Here is a 19,545-nt window from a genome sequence, read left to right as displayed (position 1 = left end):
AAAGCCCGATCCTCTGCGGATCGGGCCTTTCATCGTTCCTGACGGAGCAGGATCAGGAGGGGTCGCGGTGCCGCGACGGGCCACGCAGCTGCTGCAGCGCCTCCTCGAGGAGCTGGGCGCGCCCGCCTCGGTGCGGCGCTCCTTCACGTACGCGAGGTGCGTCTTGTAGGGCTCGGTCTTCGCGACCTGCGGGGTTGTCTCGATCGCGACCCGCGGGAAGACCCGACTGCGGGGAGTCGATGACCTCGGGGATCTCGTCCTCGGGGAGGGCCGCCGAGAAGTGGCGCACCGTCTCGTTGCCGAGGGCGTCCCAGTAGGACACCGCCACGCGCTCCGCGTGGAAGCCCCGGTCCTGCTCGCCCATGGGTCCCGCGCCGACGCGCGAACCGCGGATTGCACTGCCGCCTGATGCCATTCCGTGTACCCTATGCTCCGGTGTCGAACTTGGTGATGAGACCGAGCACCACGATGCACGCCAGCCAGACGAGGCCGAGGATCACGGTGATGCGGTTCAGGTTGCGCTCTGCGACGCCCGAGGCGCCGAGGTTGGAGGTGACTCCACCGCCGAACATGTCGGACAGTCCGCCGCCGCGCCCCTTGTGGAGCAGGATCAGCATGGTGAGCAGGAGGCTCGTATGCCCAGGACGACCTGGAGCACGACCTGGAGGATGTCCACGCGGTACCTTTCGAAGTTCCGGCGCATTGCGCGCCCGTCGAGTATAACGGCGCCTGCGAATCTCCGCGGAATGCGTCCACCCGTGTTCCCTCCGCTGTATACGGCTGGGAGGCGCGACTGCTGGAGTGCGCGGAGGGATGACTACTGAATCGGGTCGGAGGGGATGGCCTCATCGCGGTGCCTTCCCGCGCCCTTCGGGCGCCCGCCGGACCCGAGCCGGTCACCGCGACGAGACCACCCCCTCCGCCCGCGTACCGCGAGTCCCCCCATCAGCAGTTGCGGCGAAGGATCTGGAGACGAAGGTCGAGAGGAGGGGCCCCTTCCGGAGGGCCGATCGAACAACGGCTCTCGCGTAGCGAGGCCAACCGGCGATTCGCGTGCCAGCGAATCGTCGTCGGCCGGACGCAGGACGCTCTGCAGAACGCACCCACCTCGAACAGCCGACTGCGCCACGCCGCGCAGGGAGCGGCGTGGAAACAAGCACAGCCGACCGCGCCACGCTGCGCAAGGAGCGGCGTGGACGACGAGAAGGGGCGGGCCCATCGGGCCCGCTCCCTTCGTCGCAGAAGCTCAGACTCCGACGTGGTTCCGGAACCTTGCGATCGCGGCGAACTCGTCGACCTGGAGGCTCGCGCCTCCGACGAGGGCGCCGTCGACGTCGGGCTCGCGCATGAAGCCGGCGATGTTGCCCGACTTCACCGAGCCGCCGTAGAGGATCCGGGTCTTCGCCGCTGGTGTCGGCTCCGAGGATCTCGGAGACGACGCCGCGCAGCGCCTTGCAGACCTGCTGAGCCTGCTCGGGCGTCGCGGCCTGGCCGGAGCCGATGGCCCAGACGGGCTCGTACGCCACGACCAGGTCGGCGTCGGCCGGGAGACCGGTGAGGGCCTCCTTCAGCTGCGCGACCGGGACCGCGGACGGCCCGTGCTTCTCCGAGGTCCTCGGCGGTCTCTCCGACGCAGACGATCGGCGGGACGCCGTGCTTGACGGCCGCCGCCGTCTTCGCGGCGATGTCCGCGTCCGTCTCGCCGTGGAGCGTGCGGCGCTCCGAGTGGCCGACGATCACGTAGTCGCAGTCGAGCTGCTTCAGGAACTGCCCCGAGATCTCGCCGGTGTAGGCCCCGCTGTCGAACTTCGACAGATCCTGCGCGCCGTACTTGAGCGGCAGCTTGTCGAGGTCGACGAGGATCTGCACCGGACGCAGGTCGGTGAAGGGCGGGAACACCGCGACCTCGACGCCGTCGAAGTCGTGATCCGCGTCCTTGAGGCTCCACGCGAGCTTCTGGACGAACGCGATGGCCTGGAGGTGGTCCAGGTTCATCTTCCAGTTGCCGGCGATGAGCGGGGTGCGGGTGTCTACTGCCATCGAGGACCTCCAGTCCGGGGAGGCGCTTGCCCTCGAGGAATTCGAGGCTGGCTCCGCCTCCCGTCGAGATGTGACCGAACTGCCCGTCCTCGAAGCCGAGGGCGCCGCGCTGCGGCGGCCGAGTCACCGCCGCCGACGACGCTGAGTCCGTCGACCTCGGTGAGGGCCTGGGCGACGGCCTTCGTGCCGGCCGCGAACGGCTCGATCTCGAAGACGCCCATGGGGCCGTTCCAGAAGCACCGTCTTGGACGCCGCCACGATCTCGGCGAACCGCTTCGCGGTGTCCGGGCCGATGTCGAGGCCGAGACCGGAGGAACCCCACGGGGTGCCCTCGATCGCGTCCGCTGCAGCGGTCTCGTACTCCGCGTCGGCACCGAACTTCGACGCCGCGACGACGTCGGTCGGCAGCACGATCTCGACGCCCAGCTCCTGGGCCTTCGAGAGGTAGCCGAGCACGGTGTCGATCTGGTCGGCTTCGAGCAGGCTGGATCCGACCTCGTGGCCCTGGGCCTTGAGGAAGGTGAACAGCATGCCGCCGCCGATGAGGATCGAGTCGACCCGTGGGAGCAGGTGATCGATGACGCCGAGCTTGTCCGACACCTTCGAGCCGCCGAGCACGACCGTGTAGGGGCGCTCGGGCTTCTCGGTGAGCCGGTCGAGCACCTCGAGCTCGGCTGCGATGAGCGTGCCTGCAGCGCTCGGGAGCAGCTGAGCGAGTTCGTACACGCTGGCCTGCTTGCGGTGGACGACGCCGAATCCGTCCGAGACGAAGGCGTCGCCGAAGGCGGCCAGCTCCTCGGCGAAGGCGCGGCGCTCGGCCTCGTCCTTGCTCGTCTCCCCCGCGTTGAAGCGGAGGTTCTCGAGCACGACGACCTCGCCCGCGGCGAGACCCTCGACGGCCGCGGACGCGGACTCGCCGACGGTGTCCTCGGCAAACGAGACCGGGGCGTCGAGCAGCTCGCCGAGCCGCTTCGCGACCGGGCCAGGCTGTACTTCGGGTTCGGCTCCGTCGGGGCGCCCGAGGTGGCTCACGACCACGACTCGGGCACCCTCGGAGACGAGCCGCTGGAGGGTGGGCACCGACGCGCGCACGCGGCCGTCGTCCGTGATCGTTCCGTCCTTCAGGGGGACGTTCAGATCGCAGCGGACGACGACGCGCTTGCCGCGGAGGAGCCCAGCGAGTCCAGGTGCGGAACGTCACTGGTTCGGGGCCTTAGAGCTTGCCGGCGACGAACTCGGTGACGTCGACGAGGCGGTTGGAGTAGCCCCACTCGTTGTCGTACCAGGAGGCGACCTTGACCTGGCTGCCGATGACCTTCGTCAGGCCCGCGTCGAAGATCGAGGAGTGCGGGTCGGTCACGATGTCGCTCGAGACGATCGGGTCCTCGGTGTACTTGAGGATGCCCTTGAGGTCGCCCTCGGCGGCGGCCTTGTAGGCCGCGTTGATCTCCTCGACCGTGGCGGGCTTCGAGAGCTCGACGGTGAGGTCGGTGATCGAGCCGGTCGGGACCGGGACGCGCAGGGCGTAGCCGTCGAGCTTGCCGACGAGCTCGGGGATGACGAGGCCGAGGGCCTTGGCGGCGCCGGTCGACGTCGGGATGATGTTGACCGCGGCGGCGCGCGCACGGCGGAGGTCGCTGTGCGGGCCGTCCTGCAGGTTCTGGTCGGCGGTGTACGCGTGGACCGTCGCCGCGAGACCGCGCTCGATGCCGAAGTTGTCGAGCAGCACCTTGGCGAGCGGCGCGAGGCAGTTCGTGGTGCACGACGCGTTCGAGATGATGTCGTGGGTGGCGGGGTCGTAGGTGCCCTCGTTCACGCCCAGGACCAGGGTCGCGACGTCGCTGCCGGTGGCGGGAGCGGAGACGATGACCTTCTTGGCGCCGGCGGTGATGTGCTTGCGCGCGTCCTCCGACTTGGTGAAGCGGCCGGTCGACTCGATGACGACGTCGACTCCCAGCTCGCCCCAGGGGAGGTTGGCGGGGTCGCGCTCCTCGAGCACGATGATGGGCTTGCCGTTGACGACGATCTTGTCGCCGTCGAGCTCCACCGTGGCGTCCAGACGGCCGGTGATGGAGTCGTACTTCAGGAGGTGCGCGAGCGCCTTGTTGTCGGTGAGGTCGTTGACCGCGACGATCTCGAGGTCGCTGCCCTTGGCGAGGGCCGCACGGAAGAAGTTACGGCCGATACGGCCGAAGCCGTTGATGCCGATCTTTACGGACACAGAATTTCTCCTGGTGAGGAAGGGCACCCGGACGGTGCAGTGGAGGGTGGTGACGCAGTGAGGGCGTCCCGGGCCGGGCCCGGGACGCCGACATCGCTGCGACAGTAGCAGCAGGCCCGAAGTCTTCTCGCGGGCCTTCTCGAAGCGCGCGGAGACGTCCGCCCAGTTCACGATGTTCCAGAACGCCTTCACGTAGTCGGCCTTCACATTGACGTAGTCGAGGTAGAAGGCGTGCTCCCACATGTCGAGCAGGAGCACCGGCACGGTCGCGGCGGCCAGGTTGCCCTGGTGGTCGTAGAGCTGCTCGATGATGAGCTTCTCGCCGAGGCTGTCCCAGGCGAGGATCGACCAGCCGGAGCCCTGGATGCCGAGGGCGGACGCGGTGAAGTGGGCGCGGAACTTGTCGAACGAGCCGAAGGAGTCGTCGATCGCCGCGGCGAGCTCGCCGACGGGCTTGTCGCCTCCGTCGGGCGAGAGGTTGTTCCAGAAGACCGTGTGGTTCACGTGACCGGCGAGGTTGAACGCGAGGTCCTTCTGCAGCTTGTTCACGTTCGCGAGGTTGTCGCTGTCGCGAGCGTCCTGGAGCGCGGCGAGGGCGGTGTTGGCGCCCGTCACGTAGGTGGCGTGGTGCTTGTCGTGGTGGGAGCTCCATGATCCGCCCACTGATGTTCGGCTCGAGGGCCGAGTAGTCGTAGGGCAGTTCGGCGAGCGTGTAGTCAGCCATTCGCAATCTCCTGTTCGTGATCGTCGATCTCGAGGGTCGACCGGCCTCGATCCGCCTCCCCGCGAAGGGGAGGAACGGGCGCCGGAGGCGACCTGAGCGACGTCCCCAGCCCAGTGAGGAGGCCCTTCGCACTCGGAGTCCCTCCGCCGTTCAACCAGCAGACACTCAGCGTTCGCACGACCGGGAGGACCGCGGATCCGCGGGTCAGAGGTCCTGGAGCCCGGCGGGAGCGTTGGCGTCGGTGCCCGGGATGTCGAGCTCGGAGGCGCGCTTGTCGGCCATCGCGAGCAGACGGCGGATGCGTCCCGCCACGGCGTCCTTCGTCATCGGCGGGTCGGCGTGGTGTCCCAGCTCGTCCAGGCTCGCGTCGCGGTGCGACAGGCGCAGCCGACCCGCGCAGCGCAGGTGCTCGGGGATGTCGTCGCCGAGGATCTCCATCGCGCGCTCGACCCGGGCGCAGGCGGCGACGGCGGCCTGAGCGGAGCGGCGGAGGTTCGCGTCGTCGAAGTTGACGAGGCGGTTCGCCGTCGCCCGGACCTCGCGGCGCTGGCGCAGCTCCTCCCAGCTCGCGACGGTCGCCGTCGCGCCCATGAGCGTGAGCATGGCGCTGATGCTCTCGCCGTCGCGGACGACGACCCTGTGGACGCCGCGCACCTCGCGCGACGGCTTGGCCTGCACCCCGAGGCGGCCCGCCGCTCCGACGATCGCCATCGCCGCCTCGTTCCCGGGGCAGATGATCTCGAGCGCCGCCGAGCGGCCGGGGTCGGTCAGCGAACCCTGCGCCAGGAAGGCCCCGCGCCAGACGGCCGCCAGCTCCTCGAGGAGCCGGTGGTCAGGCGGTTGGGCAGGCCGCGGACGGGACGGCCGCGCTGGTCGAGGAGGCCGGTCTGGCGCGCGAGGGTGTCGCCGCCCTCGACCACGCGGACGAGCCAGCTGGTCGTGCGGCGGGAGCCGCCCGCCGAGACGATGCTCCCCTCGCTGCGGACGCCGTAGAGCTCGGCGAGGTCGCGGCGGACCCGGGTCGCGAGCGGAGCCGAGTCGAGCTCGACCTCCACGGCGAGCCGGTTCGAGATGATGTGCAGTCCGCCGGAGAAGCGGAGGGCGGTCGCCAGTTCAGCGGCGCGGACGGTGTTCTTGCGCGAGACGATCGCGACCAGTTCGCCCTTGACGTCTGCGGTGAGGGCCACGGAGTCTTCCTTACGTCGGGTGCGCGGCGGAGCGCGCGGGGATCATTCTCGGCCGAGGTCGCGGTGCGCCACGTTGACGGCGACTCCCGGGAGCTCGGCCAGCCGGGCCGCGATGCGGCCGGCGACGGCGACCGAGCGGTGCTTCCCTCCCGTGCATCCGACGGCGATGGTCGCGTGGCGCTTGTTCTCGCGCTGGTAGCCGTCGAGCACCGGGCGAGTGCTCGCGAGTAGGAGTCGATGAACTCCTCCGCACCCTGCTGGGCCAGCACGTATTCTCTCACCTCTTCGTCGAGGCCGGTGTGCGGGCGGAGCTCGGGGATCCAGTAGGGATTGGGGAGGAAGCGCGCGTCGGCGACCATGTCGGCATCGGTCGGCAGGCCGTACTTGAAGCCGAAGCTCGCTGACGGTGACCTCCAGCCCGCGCGACCCGCCTCCGCGAAGCGCTCGGTGATCGAGGTCGCCAGCTGGTGGATGTTGAGGTCCGAGGTGTCGATGACGATGTCGGCCGATTCACGCAGCTGAGCGAGGCGGGTCCGCTCGGCCGTGATGCCGTCGAGGAGGGTCCCGCGACCCTGGAGGGGGTGGGGGCGCCGCACCTGCTCGAACCGGCGCACGAGGGCTGCGTCGGTGGCCTCGAGGAAGACGACCCGGAGGTCGACCCCCGCGCGCAGCTCGCGGACGATCTCGCCGAGGTCGGCGAAGAAGTCGCGACCGCGGACGTCCACGACGGCGGCGATCTTGGGCAGGGTGTCCCCCGCGCGCTGCGCCAGATCGACGAGCGGCCGCAGCATCTGCGGCGGGAGATTGTCGACGACGTACCAGCCCAGGTCCTCCAGGGCGTTCGCGGCGGTCGACCGGCCTGCGCCGGACATCCCCGTGACGATCAGCACGTCCTGCTGCTCGCTCTCCGTGCTCATGCGGTCTCCGTGCTCGTGTGTGGAATCTCGGGCCCTCGATCGGGGCGCGCCCTGGTCTCCAGCCTAGGGCGTGCCTCCTGCGAGGCCGCCCGTCAGGGGTGCAGGTGAGTGTGGATCGCCGCCGCCAGAGTCGGGCCGATGCCCTTCACCTCGGCGATCTCGGCGTCGCTCGCCTCACGCAGCCGCGCGACCGAGCCGAAGTGCTTCAGCAGGTCGCGGACGCGGGTGCCGCCGAGGCCGGGGACCTCGCTCAGCTGGGAGGAGATGTCGCGCTTGCGGCGCTGCCGCTGGTGCGTGATGGCGAACCTGTGCGCCTCGTCGCGGATCCTCTGGAAGAGGAACAGCGCATCGCTGTTGCGCGGCAGGATCACCGGGAAGTCCGAGTCGGGCAGCCAGATCTCCTCGAGCCGCTTCGCGATGCCGCAGAGCGTGATGCCGGTGACTCCGGATTCGTCGAGCGCCCGCTGCGCCGCGGCGACCTGCGGCTGGCCGCCGTCGACGATCAGGAGGTTCGGCGGGTAGGAGAACTTGCGGCGCTTGGCCTCCCCCGTCTCAGGATCGATCGCCGCGGCCTCCACCGGCTCCTTCAGATAGGCGAGCCGGCGGGTCAGCACCTGGTGCAGCGACTCGGTGTCGTCGGTGGAGTCGGCGATGGAGAAACGGCGGTACTGGTCCTTGCGCGCCAGGCCGTCCTCGAAGACGACCATCGACGCGACGATGTTCGTGCCGCTGAGGTGGGAGACGTCGTAGCACTCCATCCGCAGCGGCGCCTCCTCCATGCCGAGCGCGTCGCGGATGTCCTCCAGGGCCTGCGTGCGCGCGGTGAAGTCGGCGGAGCGGCGGGTCTTGTAGAGCATGAGCGAGTGGCCGGCGTTCTGGGTGGCGGTCTCGAGCAACGCGGCCTTGTCTCCGGCGCTGGGCTGCGCGCAGGCGCACGTTCGCGCCGCGCAGCCCGCTCAGCCACTCCTCGAGCGCCTCCGAGTCCTCGGGCAGCTCGGGCACGACGACCTCCCGCGGTGGGATGTCGCCCGTCTCGTACGCCGCCTGGAGCGCCGTGTCGACGAGCTCCGCGGTCGTCATGTCGAGCTCCTTGTCGACGACCCAGCCGCGCTCGCCGCGGATGCGGCCTCCGCGGACTCGGAACTGCTGCACCGAGGCGGCGAGCTCGTCGTGGACGATCGCGTAGAGGTCGACGTCGACGTTGTCCTTGAGGACGACCGCGCTCTTCGCGAGCACGGCGTCCAGTGCAGACGCCTGGTCGCGGGCTTCGCCGCACGCTCGTACTGGAAGTCGGCGGCCGCCTCGCGCATCTCCTTCTCGAGCTCGCCGATCATCCGGCGGTCGTGGCTGCCCATGAACGCCACGAAGCGGTCGACCATCGCGCGGTGCTCGGCGAACGTGACCCGGTGCGAGCAGGGTCCGCCGCAGCGCCCGATCTGCGAGGCGAAGCAGGGCTTGCCGCTCTGCATCGCGCGCTGTAGTTCGAGTCGTTGCAGGTCCTGATCGGGAAGGCCTTGATCATCAGATCGATGGTCTCGTGGATCGCCCAGATCTTGGGGTACGGGCCGAAGTAGCGCGCCCCGCGGATCTTGGAGTTGCGGGTCACCATCACCCGCGGCGCCTCGTCGCCCAGGGTCACCGCCATGTACGGGTACGACTTGTCGTCCCGGAACTTGACGTTGAAGGGCGGGTCGAACTCGTTGATCCAGGTGAACTCGAGCTGCAGGGCCTCGACGTCGGTGCCGACGACGGTCCACTCGACCCCGGACGCCGAGAGCACCATCCGCCGGGTGCGCTCGTGCAGGCTCGGCAGGGGGGCGAAGTAGTTGCTCAGCCGGGCTCGGAGGTTCTTGGCCTTGCCCACGTAGAGGACCCGGCCCCGGGCGTCCTTGAAGCGGTAGACGCCCGGGAGGGTCGGGATCTCGCCGGCCTTGGGCCGGTAGTCGACGGTCTGCGTCATGCCTCGGTCTGTCCGTCCGCGCCGGTCTGCTCGAGGATCTCGGCGAGGAACGAGCCGGTGTGGCTCTCGGGCACCTTCGCGACCTTCTCGGGGGTGCCGATCGCGACGACCTGGCCGCCGCCGGCACCGCCCTCGGGTCCCATGTCGATCAGCCAGTCGGCCGACTTGATGACGTCGAGGTTGTGCTCGATGGTGATGCACCGTGTTGCCCTTGTCGACCAGGCCGTTGAGCACGAGCAGGAGCTTGCGGACGTCCTCGAAGTGCAGACCGGTGGTCGGCTCGTCGAGCACGTAGACGCTCCGCCCGTTGGAGCGGCGCTGCAGCTCGGTGGCGAGCTTGACGCGCTGCGCTCTCCCCGCCCGAGAGCGTGGTGGCGCTCTGCCCGAGCCGGACGTAGCCGAGGCCGACGTCGACGAGGGTCTTCAGGAAGCGGTGGATCGCCGTGATCGGCTCGAAGAACTCGGCCGCCTCGGCGATCGGCATGTCGAGGACCTCGGCGATGCTCTTGCCCTTGTAGTGCACCGTGAGGGTGTCGCGGTTGTACCGCGCTCCCCCGCACACCTCGCAGGAGACGTAGACGTCGGGCAGGAAGTTCATCTCGATCTTGATCGTGCCGTCTCCCGAGCACGCCTCGCAGCGGCCAGCCCTTGAACGTTGAAGCTGAACCGGCCCGGCAGGTATCCGCGGGCCTTCGCCTCGGTCGTCTCGGCGAAGAGGTTGCGGATGCGGTCGAAGGCGCCCGTGTAGGTCGCCGGGTTGGAGCGCGGGGTGCGGCCGATCGGGTTCTGGTCGACGTGCACCACCTTGTCGAGGTTCTCGAGACCGGTGACGCGGGTGTGCTTGCCCGGAACCTTGCGGGCGCCGTTGAGCTGGTTGGCGAGCACCCGGTAGAGGATGTCGTTCACGAGCGTGCTCTTGCCGGAGCCCGAGACTCCCGTGACCGCGACGAACGCGCCGAGGGGGAACTCGACGTCGACCTTCTGCAGATTGTTCGCCGACGCCCCGACCACCTTGATGACGCGCTTGCGGTCGATCTTCCGGCGCTTCTCCGGCACCTCGATCGACTTGCGTCCGGAGACGTAGTCGCCCGTGAGGGATGCGTGTTCTGGAGCAGCTCCGGCGTAGGAGCCCAGGTGCACGACCTTGCCGCCGTTGACGCCCGCGCCCGGTCGATGTCGAGCTTGATCCAATCGGCGGTGCGGATGGTGTCCTCGTCGTGCTCGACGGCGATGAGCGTGTTGCCCAGGTCGCGCAGCTTGGTGAGGGTGTCGATGGGCGGCGGTGGTTGTCGCGCTGGTGCAGGCCGATGCTCGGCTCGTCGAGCACGTAGAGCACGCCGGTCAGGCCGGACCCGATCTGCGTGGCCAGGCGGATGCGCTGCGCCTCACCGCCCGAGAGCGATCCCGCGGCCCGCGAGGAGTTGAGGTAGTTGAGACCGACCTCGATCGGGAAGTCGAGGCGCGCTTGATCTCGCGGAGGCACCTGTGCGGCGATGTGCGCCTCGCGGTCGGTCAGCTCGAGCCGGCCCATGAACTCCTGGGCGTCGCCGAGGCTCAGGTCGGCGACATCGGCGATGCCTCGCTCCGTGCACGAGGGCCGCGAGGACCTCGGGCTGCAGGCGCGTGCCCTTGCAGACCGGGCACGCGACCTCGCGGAGGAACTCGGCCCAGCGCGAGCGGCTGGACGTCGGTCTCGGCCTCCGCGTACTGCCGCTCGATGTAGGGCACCACGCCCTCGAGGCCCGACGCGTAGCTCATCTCACGGCCGTAGCAGGTTCTTCCACTTGACCTTGACCTCGAAGTTGTCGCCGTGCAGGACGGCCTGCTGCACCTCGGAGCTCCAGTCGCTTCCGCAGGGTGGACGGCGAGAGCCCGGGATCGCGCGAAGGCCGTCGAGCAGCTTCTCGTAGTACTGGAAGAGGCCCTTGCCCTGCGTGGTCGCGGGGATGATGACGCCCTCGGCGATGCTGAGGTCGGGGTCGCCGAGCAGGAGCTCGTCGTCGACGGACATGCGGGTGCCGAGGCCGGAGCACTCGGGGCGGGCGCCGAAGGGCGCGTTGAACGAGAAGGTGCGCCGGCTCGATCTCGGTGAGAGGGAATCGGGTGGTTGTTGGGGCGGGACAGCTTCTCGGAGGTGGGTGGTCCACGCGCCCGTCGCCCTCGCCGTCGACGAAGTTGATCTGCACGATGCCGTCGGTGAGGCGCAGCGCGGTCTCGAGGACGGAGTCGGTGGAGGCGCCCGAGGATGTCGGGGCCGGCGACGAAGGCGGTCGACCCGCGACCGAGATGTCGTGCTTGAACTGCTTCTTGAGCGTCCGGCCGGATCACTTTGAGCTGGATCAGCTTGCCGTCGACCATGGCGCGCCAGTAGCCGCCCGCGGTGAGCTCCTTGAAGAGGTCGACGAACTCGCCCTTCTTCTGCGAGACGACGGGACTCAGGATCTGGTACCGCGTGCCCTCGTCGAGCTCCATGAGCTGATCGGCGATCTGCTGGACGGTCTGCGCCGAGATCTTCTCGCCGCAGACGGGGCGAGTCGCCGGAACTCCGATGCGCTGCCCAGAGCAAGCGCATGTAGTCGAAGATCTCGGTGATCGTGCCGACCGTCGAGCGCGGGTTGCGGTTCGTCGACTTCTGGTCGAATCGGCACCGCCCGGGCTGAGGCCCTCGATGAAGTCGACCTCCGGTCGGTCGACCTGGCCCAGGAACTGGCGCGTACGCGGAGAGCGACTCGACGTAGCGGCGCTGCCCCTCCGCGAAGATCGTGTCGGGCGCGAGCGAGGACTTGCCGGACCCGGACAGGCCCGTGAAGACCACCATCGAATCGCGCGGGATCTCGAGGTCGACGTCCTGCAGGTTGTGCACCCGGGCGCCGCTGACCACCAGCTTCGAGACGGAGGTCGTCTCAGCTGGGAGACGAACCGATGGGGGTGGTGGGAGTGCTCGGAGGGAGCGGGGCAGGGTCTTCGCCAGCGTTCGAGATCGACACCTCGAAAGTGTATGCCGAGCCCACCGACATCGCCGGCTGGCGTTCGCTGGGCGCTGGTCCGCCCCCTCCGAGCTTGCGGATCAGGTCGCAGGTGACCGGCCTTCTCCATCTGCCGCAGCTCGCGCTTGAGCTCCGGCACCTCGTCGCGCAGGCGCGCCGCGAGCTCGAACTTCCAGCTCGCCCGCCGCCTGCAGCATCTGACCGTTGAGGTCGCCGATGATCGCCTCCGAGGTCGTTGCCGCCGTTGGCGGCGAGACCCTGGCGGCGCAGGTTGGGGGTGCGGCTCTTCTTCTTCGCGTCGCGGCCCGCCGAGCAGCTTCGCCGTGTCGCTGTCGGCGCCCTCGCGGGCGAGGACCTCGGTGATGTCGGCGATCTTCTTGCGCAGCGGGGTCGGGTCGATCCCGTGCTCGAGGTTGTACGCCACCTGCTTCTCGCGCCGTCGAGTCGGTCTCGTCGATCCGCGAGCCGCATCGAGTCAGTCACCTTGTCGGCGTGCTGTGTTGCACCTCGCCGGAGACGTTGCGGGCGGCGCGGCCGATGGTCTGGATGAGCGAGGTGGACGAGCGGAGGAAGCCCTCCTTGTCGGCGTCGAGGATCGCGACCAGCGAGACCTCGGGGAGGTCGAGTCCCTCGCGCAGCAGGTTGATGCCGACGAGGACGTCGTAGACGCCGGCGCGGAGCTCGGACAGCAGCTCGACTCGGCGGAGCGTGTCGACGTCGGAGTGAGGTAGCGCACGCGGACGCCCGCCTCCGTGAGGAAGTCGGTGAGCTCCTCGGCCATCCGCTTGGTCAGGGTCGTGACCAGGATCCGCTCGTCGCGCTCGGTGCGGCGCTTGATCTCCTCGAGGAGATCGTCGATCTGGCCCTTGGTCGGCTTGACGACGATCTCGGGATCGATGAGGCCGGTGGGGCGGATGATCTGCTCGACGATGCCGTCGGCGATGCCCATCTCGTAGCGGCCCGGGGTCGCGGAGAGGTAGACGGTCTGACTCGCGGTCCTTGAACTCCTCCCACTTCAGCGGGCGGTTGTCCATCGCGGAGGGAAGACGGAAGCCGTGCTCGACGAGCGTGCGCTTGCGGGACGCGTCGCCCTCGTACATCGCACCGATCTGCGGCACGGTGACGTGCGACTCGTCGATGACGACGAGGAAGTCGTCCGGGAAGTAGTCGAGCAGGCAGTGGGGGGCCTCGCCCGACTGGCGGCCGTCGATGTGGCGGGAGTAGTTCTCGATGCCGGAGCGAAGCCGATCTGCTGCATCATCTCGAGGTCGAAGGTGGTGCGCATCCGCAGGCGCTGCGCCTCGAGGAGCTTGTTCCGCTTCTCGAGGTCGGACAGGCGCACCTCGAGCTCCTGCTGGATGGTGTCGATCGCCGGTGCAGTGACATCCTGACCGGCGACGTAGTGCGAGCCGGGGAACACCGAGACGGAGTCGAGCTTGCGCACGATGTCGCCGGTCAGCGGGTGCAGCGTGTAGAGCGCCTCGATCTCGTCGCCGAACATCTCGATGCGGATCGCGAGCTCCTCGTACATGGGGATGATCTCGATCGTGTCGCCGCGGACGCGGAAGGTGCCCCGGGCGAAGTCGACGTCGTTGCGCGCGTACTGCATCGACACGAACTTGCGGATGAGTCGATCGCGGTCGACCCGCTGCCCGACCTGCAGGGCCACCATCGCCTCGAGGTACTGCTCGGGCTGACCGAGGCCGTAGATGCACGAGACCGTGGAGACGACGATGACGTCGCGGCGGCTGAGCAGGAGTTCGTCGTCGAATGGCGCAGGCGCTCGACCTCGGCGTTGACCGAGCTGTCCTTCTCGATGAAGGTGTCGGTCTGCGGGACGTACGCCTCAGGCTGGTAGTAGTCGTAGTACGACACGAAGTACTCGACGGCGTTGTTCGGGAAGAGCTCGCGGAACTCGTTCGCGAGCTGCGCGGCGAGGGTCTTGTTGTGCGCCAGGACGAGCGTGGGCCGCTGCACGGCCTCGACGAGCCAGGCGGTGGTCGCGGACTTGCCGGTGCCGGTGGCGCCGGGGAGGACCACGTCGGTCTCGCCGGCGGTGATGCGCGCGCTCAGATCGGCGATGGCGCGGGGCTGGTCACCGCTCGGCTTGTATTCGCTGACGACCTCGAACGGGTGCACGGCACGGGTTGGCTCCATGAGTCGAAGCGTAGCCGCGACCACCGACACCGACGCGGCGTGCGTCCCGGGCGAACGCCTCCCCCGCCGACACGCTCACTGCGTCCGGCTCCGGCTCCGCCCACAGCTCGTCGGCGCGGGCGAGCGTCTGCTCCAGCGATCCGCTCCGGCGTCCGAGGACGCTGGTCGAGCCAGCGCAGAGCCGCTCCTCGTCGCTCGCCTGAGCGGTGACGCGGGGCGCGCCTCCGTCGCTGCTGAGGCCTCTGAGGGCGATCAGCCTCTCGATGCGCGTCTGCTGCGGCGCGTGCACGACGACGACCTCGTCGAACTCGGCCGAGCCCCTGCCCTCGGCGAGCAGGGGGACGTCGTAGACGACGACCGCCGCCGGGTCCGCCGCACCCGCCTCGGCGAAGAGCCGCTGCGACCGCTCCGATCACCGCGGGATGGGTGATCGCGTTCAGATCGGCGCGCAGCAGCGTCGAGAAGATCACCGCTCCGAAGGCCGCGCGGTCGAGCGTGCCGTCCTCACGGATCATCGGTGCCCCGAACCGCTCGGCGATGGCCTCGGGCGGGACTCCCCGGTTCGACGACCTCGCGGGCGAGACGATCGGCGTCGACCACCACGGCTCCGTGCTCGGCGAGGCGGCGGGCGACGGTCGACTTCCCCGAGGCGATGCCTCCGGTCAGGGCGCTACGAGATGCACGCGGCCGCTACCCAGCAGCGCCCCGGGAACGCCGGAACGGCCGGCCCCCGAGGGGACCGGCCCGTTCGTGGAAATTGCACTCGATCAGTTGTTCGAGGACGGCTTCTCGCGCAGTGCGGCGAGCGGCTCGTCATCGGCGAGGGTGCCGCCGGTGGTCGACTCGTTGGTGAAGCCGCCGCCGACCGAGACGCCCTCGGAGACGGTGGCCGCCTCCTCCTGCGACTTGGCGACCTGAGCCTTGTGGAGCCTCCCAGCGGGCCTGCGCCGCTGCGTACTCGGGCTCCACGGGCCTCGCGCTGCGACTCGAAGCCCTCGCGCCGCTCGTTGGTCTCCGGGTCGAAGCCCTCGGGGTACTTGTAGTTCCCCTGGTCGTCGTACTCGGTGGCCATGCCGTAGAGCGCCGGGTCGAACTCGGTGCCCTCGGGGTCGACGTTCTCGTTCGCCTGCTTGAGCGAGAGGCGAGATGCGACGGCGGTCGAGGTCGATGTCGATGACCTTGACGAACACCTCTTCGCCGACCGACACGACCTGCTCGGCGAGCTCGGGCGTGCTTGCCCGACAGCTCGGAGATGTGGACGAGGCCCTCGATGCCGTCCGCGACGCGGGCGAACACGCCGAACGGGACCAGCTTCGTGACCTTGCCCGGGGCGACCTGGCCGATCGCGTGGGTGCGGGCGAAGACCTGCCACGGGTCCTCCTGAGGTCGCCTTGGGCGAGAGCGACACGCGCTCGCGGTCGAGGTCGACCTCGAGGATCTCGACGGTGACCTCCTGGCCCACCTCGGCGACCTCGGAGGCGTGCTCGATGTGCTTCCAGGAGAGCTCGGAGACGTGGACGAGACCGTCGACGCCGCCGAGGTCGGCCGAACGCACCGAAGTTGCAGGCGATCGAGGACACGACGCCCTTGCGGACCCTGACCCTTGTGCAGGTTGTTCAGGAACGTGGTGCGTGCCTCTCGCATCTGCGTCTGCTCGAGGAGCGCACGGCGCGGCAGGCCGCATTGTTGCGGTTCTGCCAGCTCGGGCTCGAGGATCTTCGCCTCGATCTCCTGGCCGAGGTACGGCGTGGAGGTCGCGGACGCGGCGCAGCTCGATGAGCGAGGCCGGAAGGAAGCCGCGGAGGCCGATGTCGACGATGAGCCCGCCCTTGACGACCTCGATGACCGAACCGGTGACGACACCGTCGGACTCCTTGATCTTCTCGACGTCGCCCCATGCGCGCTCGTACTGCGCACCTTAACCGAGAGGGTCCAGGCGACCCTCGCCTGTCCTCCTTCACCCAGGACGAGGGCTTCGACGCTGTCGCCCACGTTGACGACCTCGGAGGGGTCGACGTCGTGCTTGATGGAGAGTTCGCGCGAGGGGGATGACGCCCTCGGTCTTGTAGCCGACGTCGAGGAGGACCTCGTCGCGGTCGATCTTCACGACGGTGCCTTCGATGAGGTCTCCGTCGTTGAAGAACTTCAGGGGGTCTTTTCGACCGCGGCAAGAAAGTCTTCCGCCGAACCCGATGTCGTTGGTCGCGGCCTGCTTGGCTGCCTTTTCCCGGTCGTTGCGGTTGTCATTAAAGGGATGCTCCAGGATGGATGGAGTACTCGAGGCGGCGGGCACCGGCGCGGCTCTCGACGCGACCGAGTGGTGACCACCGCGGTGGCCATGAGGGGATGTGCCGTCGTCCGGCGGCGGCTCCGGCTGCGACCGGGCCGTGACCCGGAGCCTCTTCGCCCCGCCGTGGCACGGCCGGCGCCACGAGCGTGACGGTCAAGCCCTATCCGAACCCGGGAGCGCAGTGGCAATCGCCCGCGGTTCCGCTCGGAGCGATCCGGGAGCGGCACTCCCGGACAGGATCAGGACGCCGAGACTCGCGCGCAGGAGTGTCGTAGGCCGACCCCGCCGAAGATCGAGGGCGCGGCGGTGGAACGCCGCGAGCGAGAACGCGTCCCCCTCGCGGGCCGCGGCGTCGTCGCGCAGCTGCTCCCAGATCACGCTGGCCGACCTTGTAGGACGGCGCCTGTCCCGGCCAGCCCAGGTAGCGGTTCACCTCCCGGAAGCCTTGGATGAACGCGTCGTCCATGTATTCACGTTCCGCCTCATGAAGGCGAGGGCCGACTCCGCGGTCCAGATCTCGTCCGTCCCGGCATCCGCTTTGCCCCGGGTGCGCGCCGATGTCCAGGACCCGCGCGCGGCGCGTCCGCTGGCCGTCGAGCATGCCGAGGCGGTCGGCCGGGTCCGTCGAGGTAGCCGAAGCCGCTCCATGAGCCGCTCGGCGTAGAGCGCCCAGCCCTCGGCGTGACCCAGCGAGCTTGCCGGCGAGCTGCCGCCGCCGGGTGTTCAGGCTCGCCCGGTTGTGCACGGCCTGACCCACCTGCAGGTGGTGACCGGGGACGCCCTCGTGGTAGACGGTCGTCAGCTCCCGCCGGGTGGCGAACTCGGTGACGCCCTCGGGCACCGACCACCCCATCCGTCCCGGACGCGCGAAGTCGTCGCTCGGGCCGGTGTGGTAGATCCCGCCCTCGATGCGTCGGCGCGATGAGGCACTCGGGCCGCAGAAGCTCCTCGGGGATGTCGAACGCCGTCTCCGCGAGCTCGCCGACCCGGCGCAGTCGCTCGTCTCCTGCATCCAGCGCTGCAGGGCGTCGACGCCGTGCAGCGTGCCGGGAGCGGGTCGGCGTCGAGGTGGGCGATGGCCTCGGCGACCGAGTGCGCCGGGCGGGATCTCCCGGGCGATCGCCGCCTGCTCGGCCGTCATGCGGGCGAGCTCCTCGATCCCCACTCGGTCGGTCGTCGAGGTCGACGACCGCTCCGAGGAAGCGGCGGGACTGGAGTGCGTAGTGCTCGCGGCCGACGGCGTCCTGCTCGCTCGCGGCGGGATCGAGCTCGCTGCGGAGGAGGAATCGCTCGGAAAGCTCGCCATGCCGGCGCGGCGGCGCTTGCCTCGCGCGCCCTCCTCAGGCCGACCGGCGAGCGAGGCGGGCAGGGATCCCTCGGCCGGCGCCGCGTCGGCGGCGAAGCTCGGCGAAGAAGCCGCGGGGCGCCGCGACCTTCGCGGCCTGCTCGGCGACGAGGCCGACCTGGCGACGATGCGGGGACCACTCCCTGCTGCGGATGCCTTCGCGCAGGGTCTCGGCGCGTACCCGGTGAGCGCGGAGGGCAGGGCGTGGAGGCGCTCGGCGACGTCCTCCCAGTCGCTCGCTCTCGGCGGTGGGCATGAGATCGAGAGACATCGCGCAGCTCCTGCGCCGGTGAGGCATGATGACGTTGAGATCGCGCAGCGGCCGGCCCGCCTCGTGCGCCTCGAGCGCCAGCCGGAGCTCCGCACCGAGATCGGCGACGGTGACGCGGTCGACGGCGTCGACGGGGGCTGCGGCCTCCAGCTCCGCCAGCGCGGCCGCCGTCGCGGCACGGGAGCGCTCCGAGTCCCGTCCGGCGACGGATCGGCGAGGCCTCCCCCGGCCACGTCCGAGCCAGGTCCCCACCGCGGGGTCGAGCTCGACGAGGGTGTCGACCCAGCGCTCGGCGACCTGGTCGACGGCGGAGGCTCACGAGGGATTCGCAGTCATGCTCCGAGCCTGGCCAGGACGCGTGGGCGCCCGTCGCGAGCCGTCGGTGCGCGGCGGCGTCCCAGTTCGCCCCGTGCCCGACCTGGACCTCGAGCGGGACCGAGCGGATCCGCGGCGTGCGCCATCCGGTTCCTCACGACCGCCTCTGAGGGCCTCCTCCTCGCCGGGGGCGACATCGAAGAGATCGGCTCGTCGTGCACCTGGAGGAGCATCCGCGAGCCCAGGCCCTGCTCGTCGAGATCGGACTGCACGCCGATCATCGCGAGTCTTCCATGATGTCGGCGGCGGAGCCCTCGGATCGGCGAGGTTCCAGGGCCGCGCGCTCGGCGTTGTCGCGCAGCACGCGGTTGGCGCTCTGCAGGTCCGGGGAACGGCCGGCGGCGGCCGAGGTCGTCTCGGTGTGGCCCGTCTCGCGCGCCTGCTCGACGACGCTGCGCAGGTAGTCGCGCACCGCGCCGAAGCGGACGAAGTAGTCGGTCATCAGCTGCTTGGCCTCGGCTTGCTCGAAGATCCGGAGCTGCTTCGACAGGCCGGGAGGCGCTGAGTCCGTAGGCCAGACCGTAGGACATCGCCTTGACCTTGTTGCAGCACCTGCTCAGAGGTGACGTCGCCGGGCTCGACGCCGAAGATCCGCGACCCCGACGAAGCGGTGCAGGTCCTCGCCGCTGTGGAACGCCTCGATGAGCCCGGCGTCGCCCGAGAGGTGCGCCATGATCCGCATCTCGATCTGCGAGTAGTCCGCGGTGAGCAGGGTGCTCGCGTCGTCGCTGTGCACGAACGCGGTGCGGATCCGGCGCCCGACCTCGCTGCGCACCGGGATGTTCTGCAGGTTGGGATCGTTCGAGGAGATGCGGCCGGTGGCCGTCCCTGTCTGGTCGTAGCGCTGGTGTGGATCCGCCGGTCGGGCGTCACCGACTTCTCGAGGGTCTCGATGATCTGCTTGAGCTTTGGTCGCGTCCCGGTGCTCGAGCAGGAGGCCGAGGAACGGCGTGCGGGTGCGACTCCTGCAGGTCGGCGAAGGCGCGGGACGCTCGGTCGTGTGGCCCGTCTTCGTCGCCCGGGTCTTCGGCATCGCGGAAGCTCCTCGAAGAGGACCTGCTGGAGCTGCTT

7 protein-coding genes and 12 pseudogenes are annotated in these 19,545 nt (G+C 69.7%); all 19 read right to left on the bottom strand.

The window, feature by feature from the left end; translation table 11 throughout:
• Positions 1 to 82: 82 nt before the first annotated feature.
• Positions 83 to 415: pseudogene (locus AC0CII_RS04610) on the bottom strand (RNA polymerase-binding protein RbpA); the annotation flags it as partial.
• A 10-nt stretch (positions 416 to 425) separates the two neighbouring features.
• A pseudogene (secG, locus tag AC0CII_RS04605) lies at positions 426 to 676 on the bottom strand (preprotein translocase subunit SecG).
• 570 nt (positions 677 to 1,246) lie between these two features.
• Positions 1,247 to 2,040 (bottom strand): annotated as a pseudogene (gene tpiA / locus AC0CII_RS04600) (triose-phosphate isomerase).
• Between the two features lies 1 nt (position 2,041).
• Positions 2,042 to 3,177, bottom strand: a pseudogene (locus tag AC0CII_RS04595) (phosphoglycerate kinase); the annotation flags it as partial.
• A 76-nt stretch (positions 3,178 to 3,253) separates the two neighbouring features.
• Positions 3,254 to 4,261, bottom strand: coding sequence for a type I glyceraldehyde-3-phosphate dehydrogenase (gene gap, locus AC0CII_RS04590; RefSeq protein ID WP_465229048.1), 1,008 nt, complete (start codon positions 4,259 to 4,261; stop codon positions 3,254 to 3,256).
• 99 nt (positions 4,262 to 4,360) lie between these two features.
• A pseudogene (locus AC0CII_RS04585) lies at positions 4,361 to 4,985 on the bottom strand (superoxide dismutase); the annotation flags it as partial.
• Between the two features lie 204 nt (positions 4,986 to 5,189).
• Positions 5,190 to 6,172, bottom strand: a pseudogene (whiA, locus tag AC0CII_RS04580) (DNA-binding protein WhiA).
• 42 nt (positions 6,173 to 6,214) lie between these two features.
• Positions 6,215 to 7,089: pseudogene (rapZ, locus tag AC0CII_RS04575) on the bottom strand (RNase adapter RapZ).
• A gap of 92 nt (positions 7,090 to 7,181) precedes the next feature.
• Positions 7,182 to 9,049 (bottom strand): annotated as a pseudogene (gene uvrC / locus AC0CII_RS04570) (excinuclease ABC subunit UvrC).
• Positions 9,046 to 12,008: pseudogene (gene uvrA, locus AC0CII_RS04565) on the bottom strand (excinuclease ABC subunit UvrA). The pseudogenes uvrC and uvrA overlap by 4 nt, the downstream one beginning before the upstream one ends.
• A gap of 116 nt (positions 12,009 to 12,124) precedes the next feature.
• Positions 12,125 to 14,193 (bottom strand): annotated as a pseudogene (uvrB, locus tag AC0CII_RS04560) (excinuclease ABC subunit UvrB); the annotation flags it as partial.
• Entirely contained in the window at positions 14,132 to 14,530 is a 399-nt protein-coding gene (locus AC0CII_RS04555; protein ID WP_465229047.1) for a dephospho-CoA kinase, read from the bottom strand. The pseudogene uvrB and the gene AC0CII_RS04555, both read right to left, overlap by 62 nt.
• Positions 14,531 to 14,651: 121 nt before the next feature.
• Positions 14,652 to 14,708: pseudogene (locus tag AC0CII_RS04550) on the bottom strand (hypothetical protein); the annotation flags it as partial.
• The gene (locus AC0CII_RS04545) at positions 14,698 to 14,847 is read right to left on the bottom strand and encodes a dephospho-CoA kinase (RefSeq protein WP_465229046.1); all 150 of its coding nucleotides are present in this window, start codon (positions 14,845 to 14,847) and stop codon (positions 14,698 to 14,700) included. The gene AC0CII_RS04545 and the pseudogene AC0CII_RS04550, both read right to left, overlap by 11 nt.
• 113 nt (positions 14,848 to 14,960) lie before the next feature.
• A pseudogene (rpsA, locus tag AC0CII_RS04540) lies at positions 14,961 to 16,440 on the bottom strand (30S ribosomal protein S1).
• A gap of 203 nt (positions 16,441 to 16,643) precedes the next feature.
• A complete protein-coding gene (locus AC0CII_RS04535; RefSeq protein ID WP_465228764.1) occupies positions 16,644 to 18,194 on the bottom strand; it encodes a DUF885 family protein in 1,551 nt (516 codons plus the stop codon).
• Between the two features lie 237 nt (positions 18,195 to 18,431).
• Positions 18,432 to 18,695, bottom strand: coding sequence for a hypothetical protein (locus AC0CII_RS04530; protein WP_465228763.1), 264 nt, complete (start codon positions 18,693 to 18,695; stop codon positions 18,432 to 18,434).
• On the bottom strand, positions 18,692 to 18,916 hold the full coding sequence (locus AC0CII_RS04525) for a DNA polymerase (protein ID WP_465228762.1): 225 nt from the start codon (positions 18,914 to 18,916) through the stop codon (positions 18,692 to 18,694). The genes AC0CII_RS04530 and AC0CII_RS04525 overlap by 4 nt, the downstream gene beginning before the upstream one ends.
• A 114-nt stretch (positions 18,917 to 19,030) precedes the next feature.
• Positions 19,031 to 19,507 carry a DNA polymerase gene (locus tag AC0CII_RS04520; protein ID WP_465228761.1) on the bottom strand — a complete coding sequence of 159 codons (477 nt, stop codon included), beginning with the start codon at positions 19,505 to 19,507 and terminating at the stop codon, positions 19,031 to 19,033.
• Positions 19,508 to 19,545: the final 38 nt, after the last annotated feature.

Source organism: Rathayibacter sp. AC182 (assembly GCF_979253875.1).
Note: the sequence above shows the minus strand (reverse complement) of the source record. Positions and strands in the feature narration are given on the sequence as shown.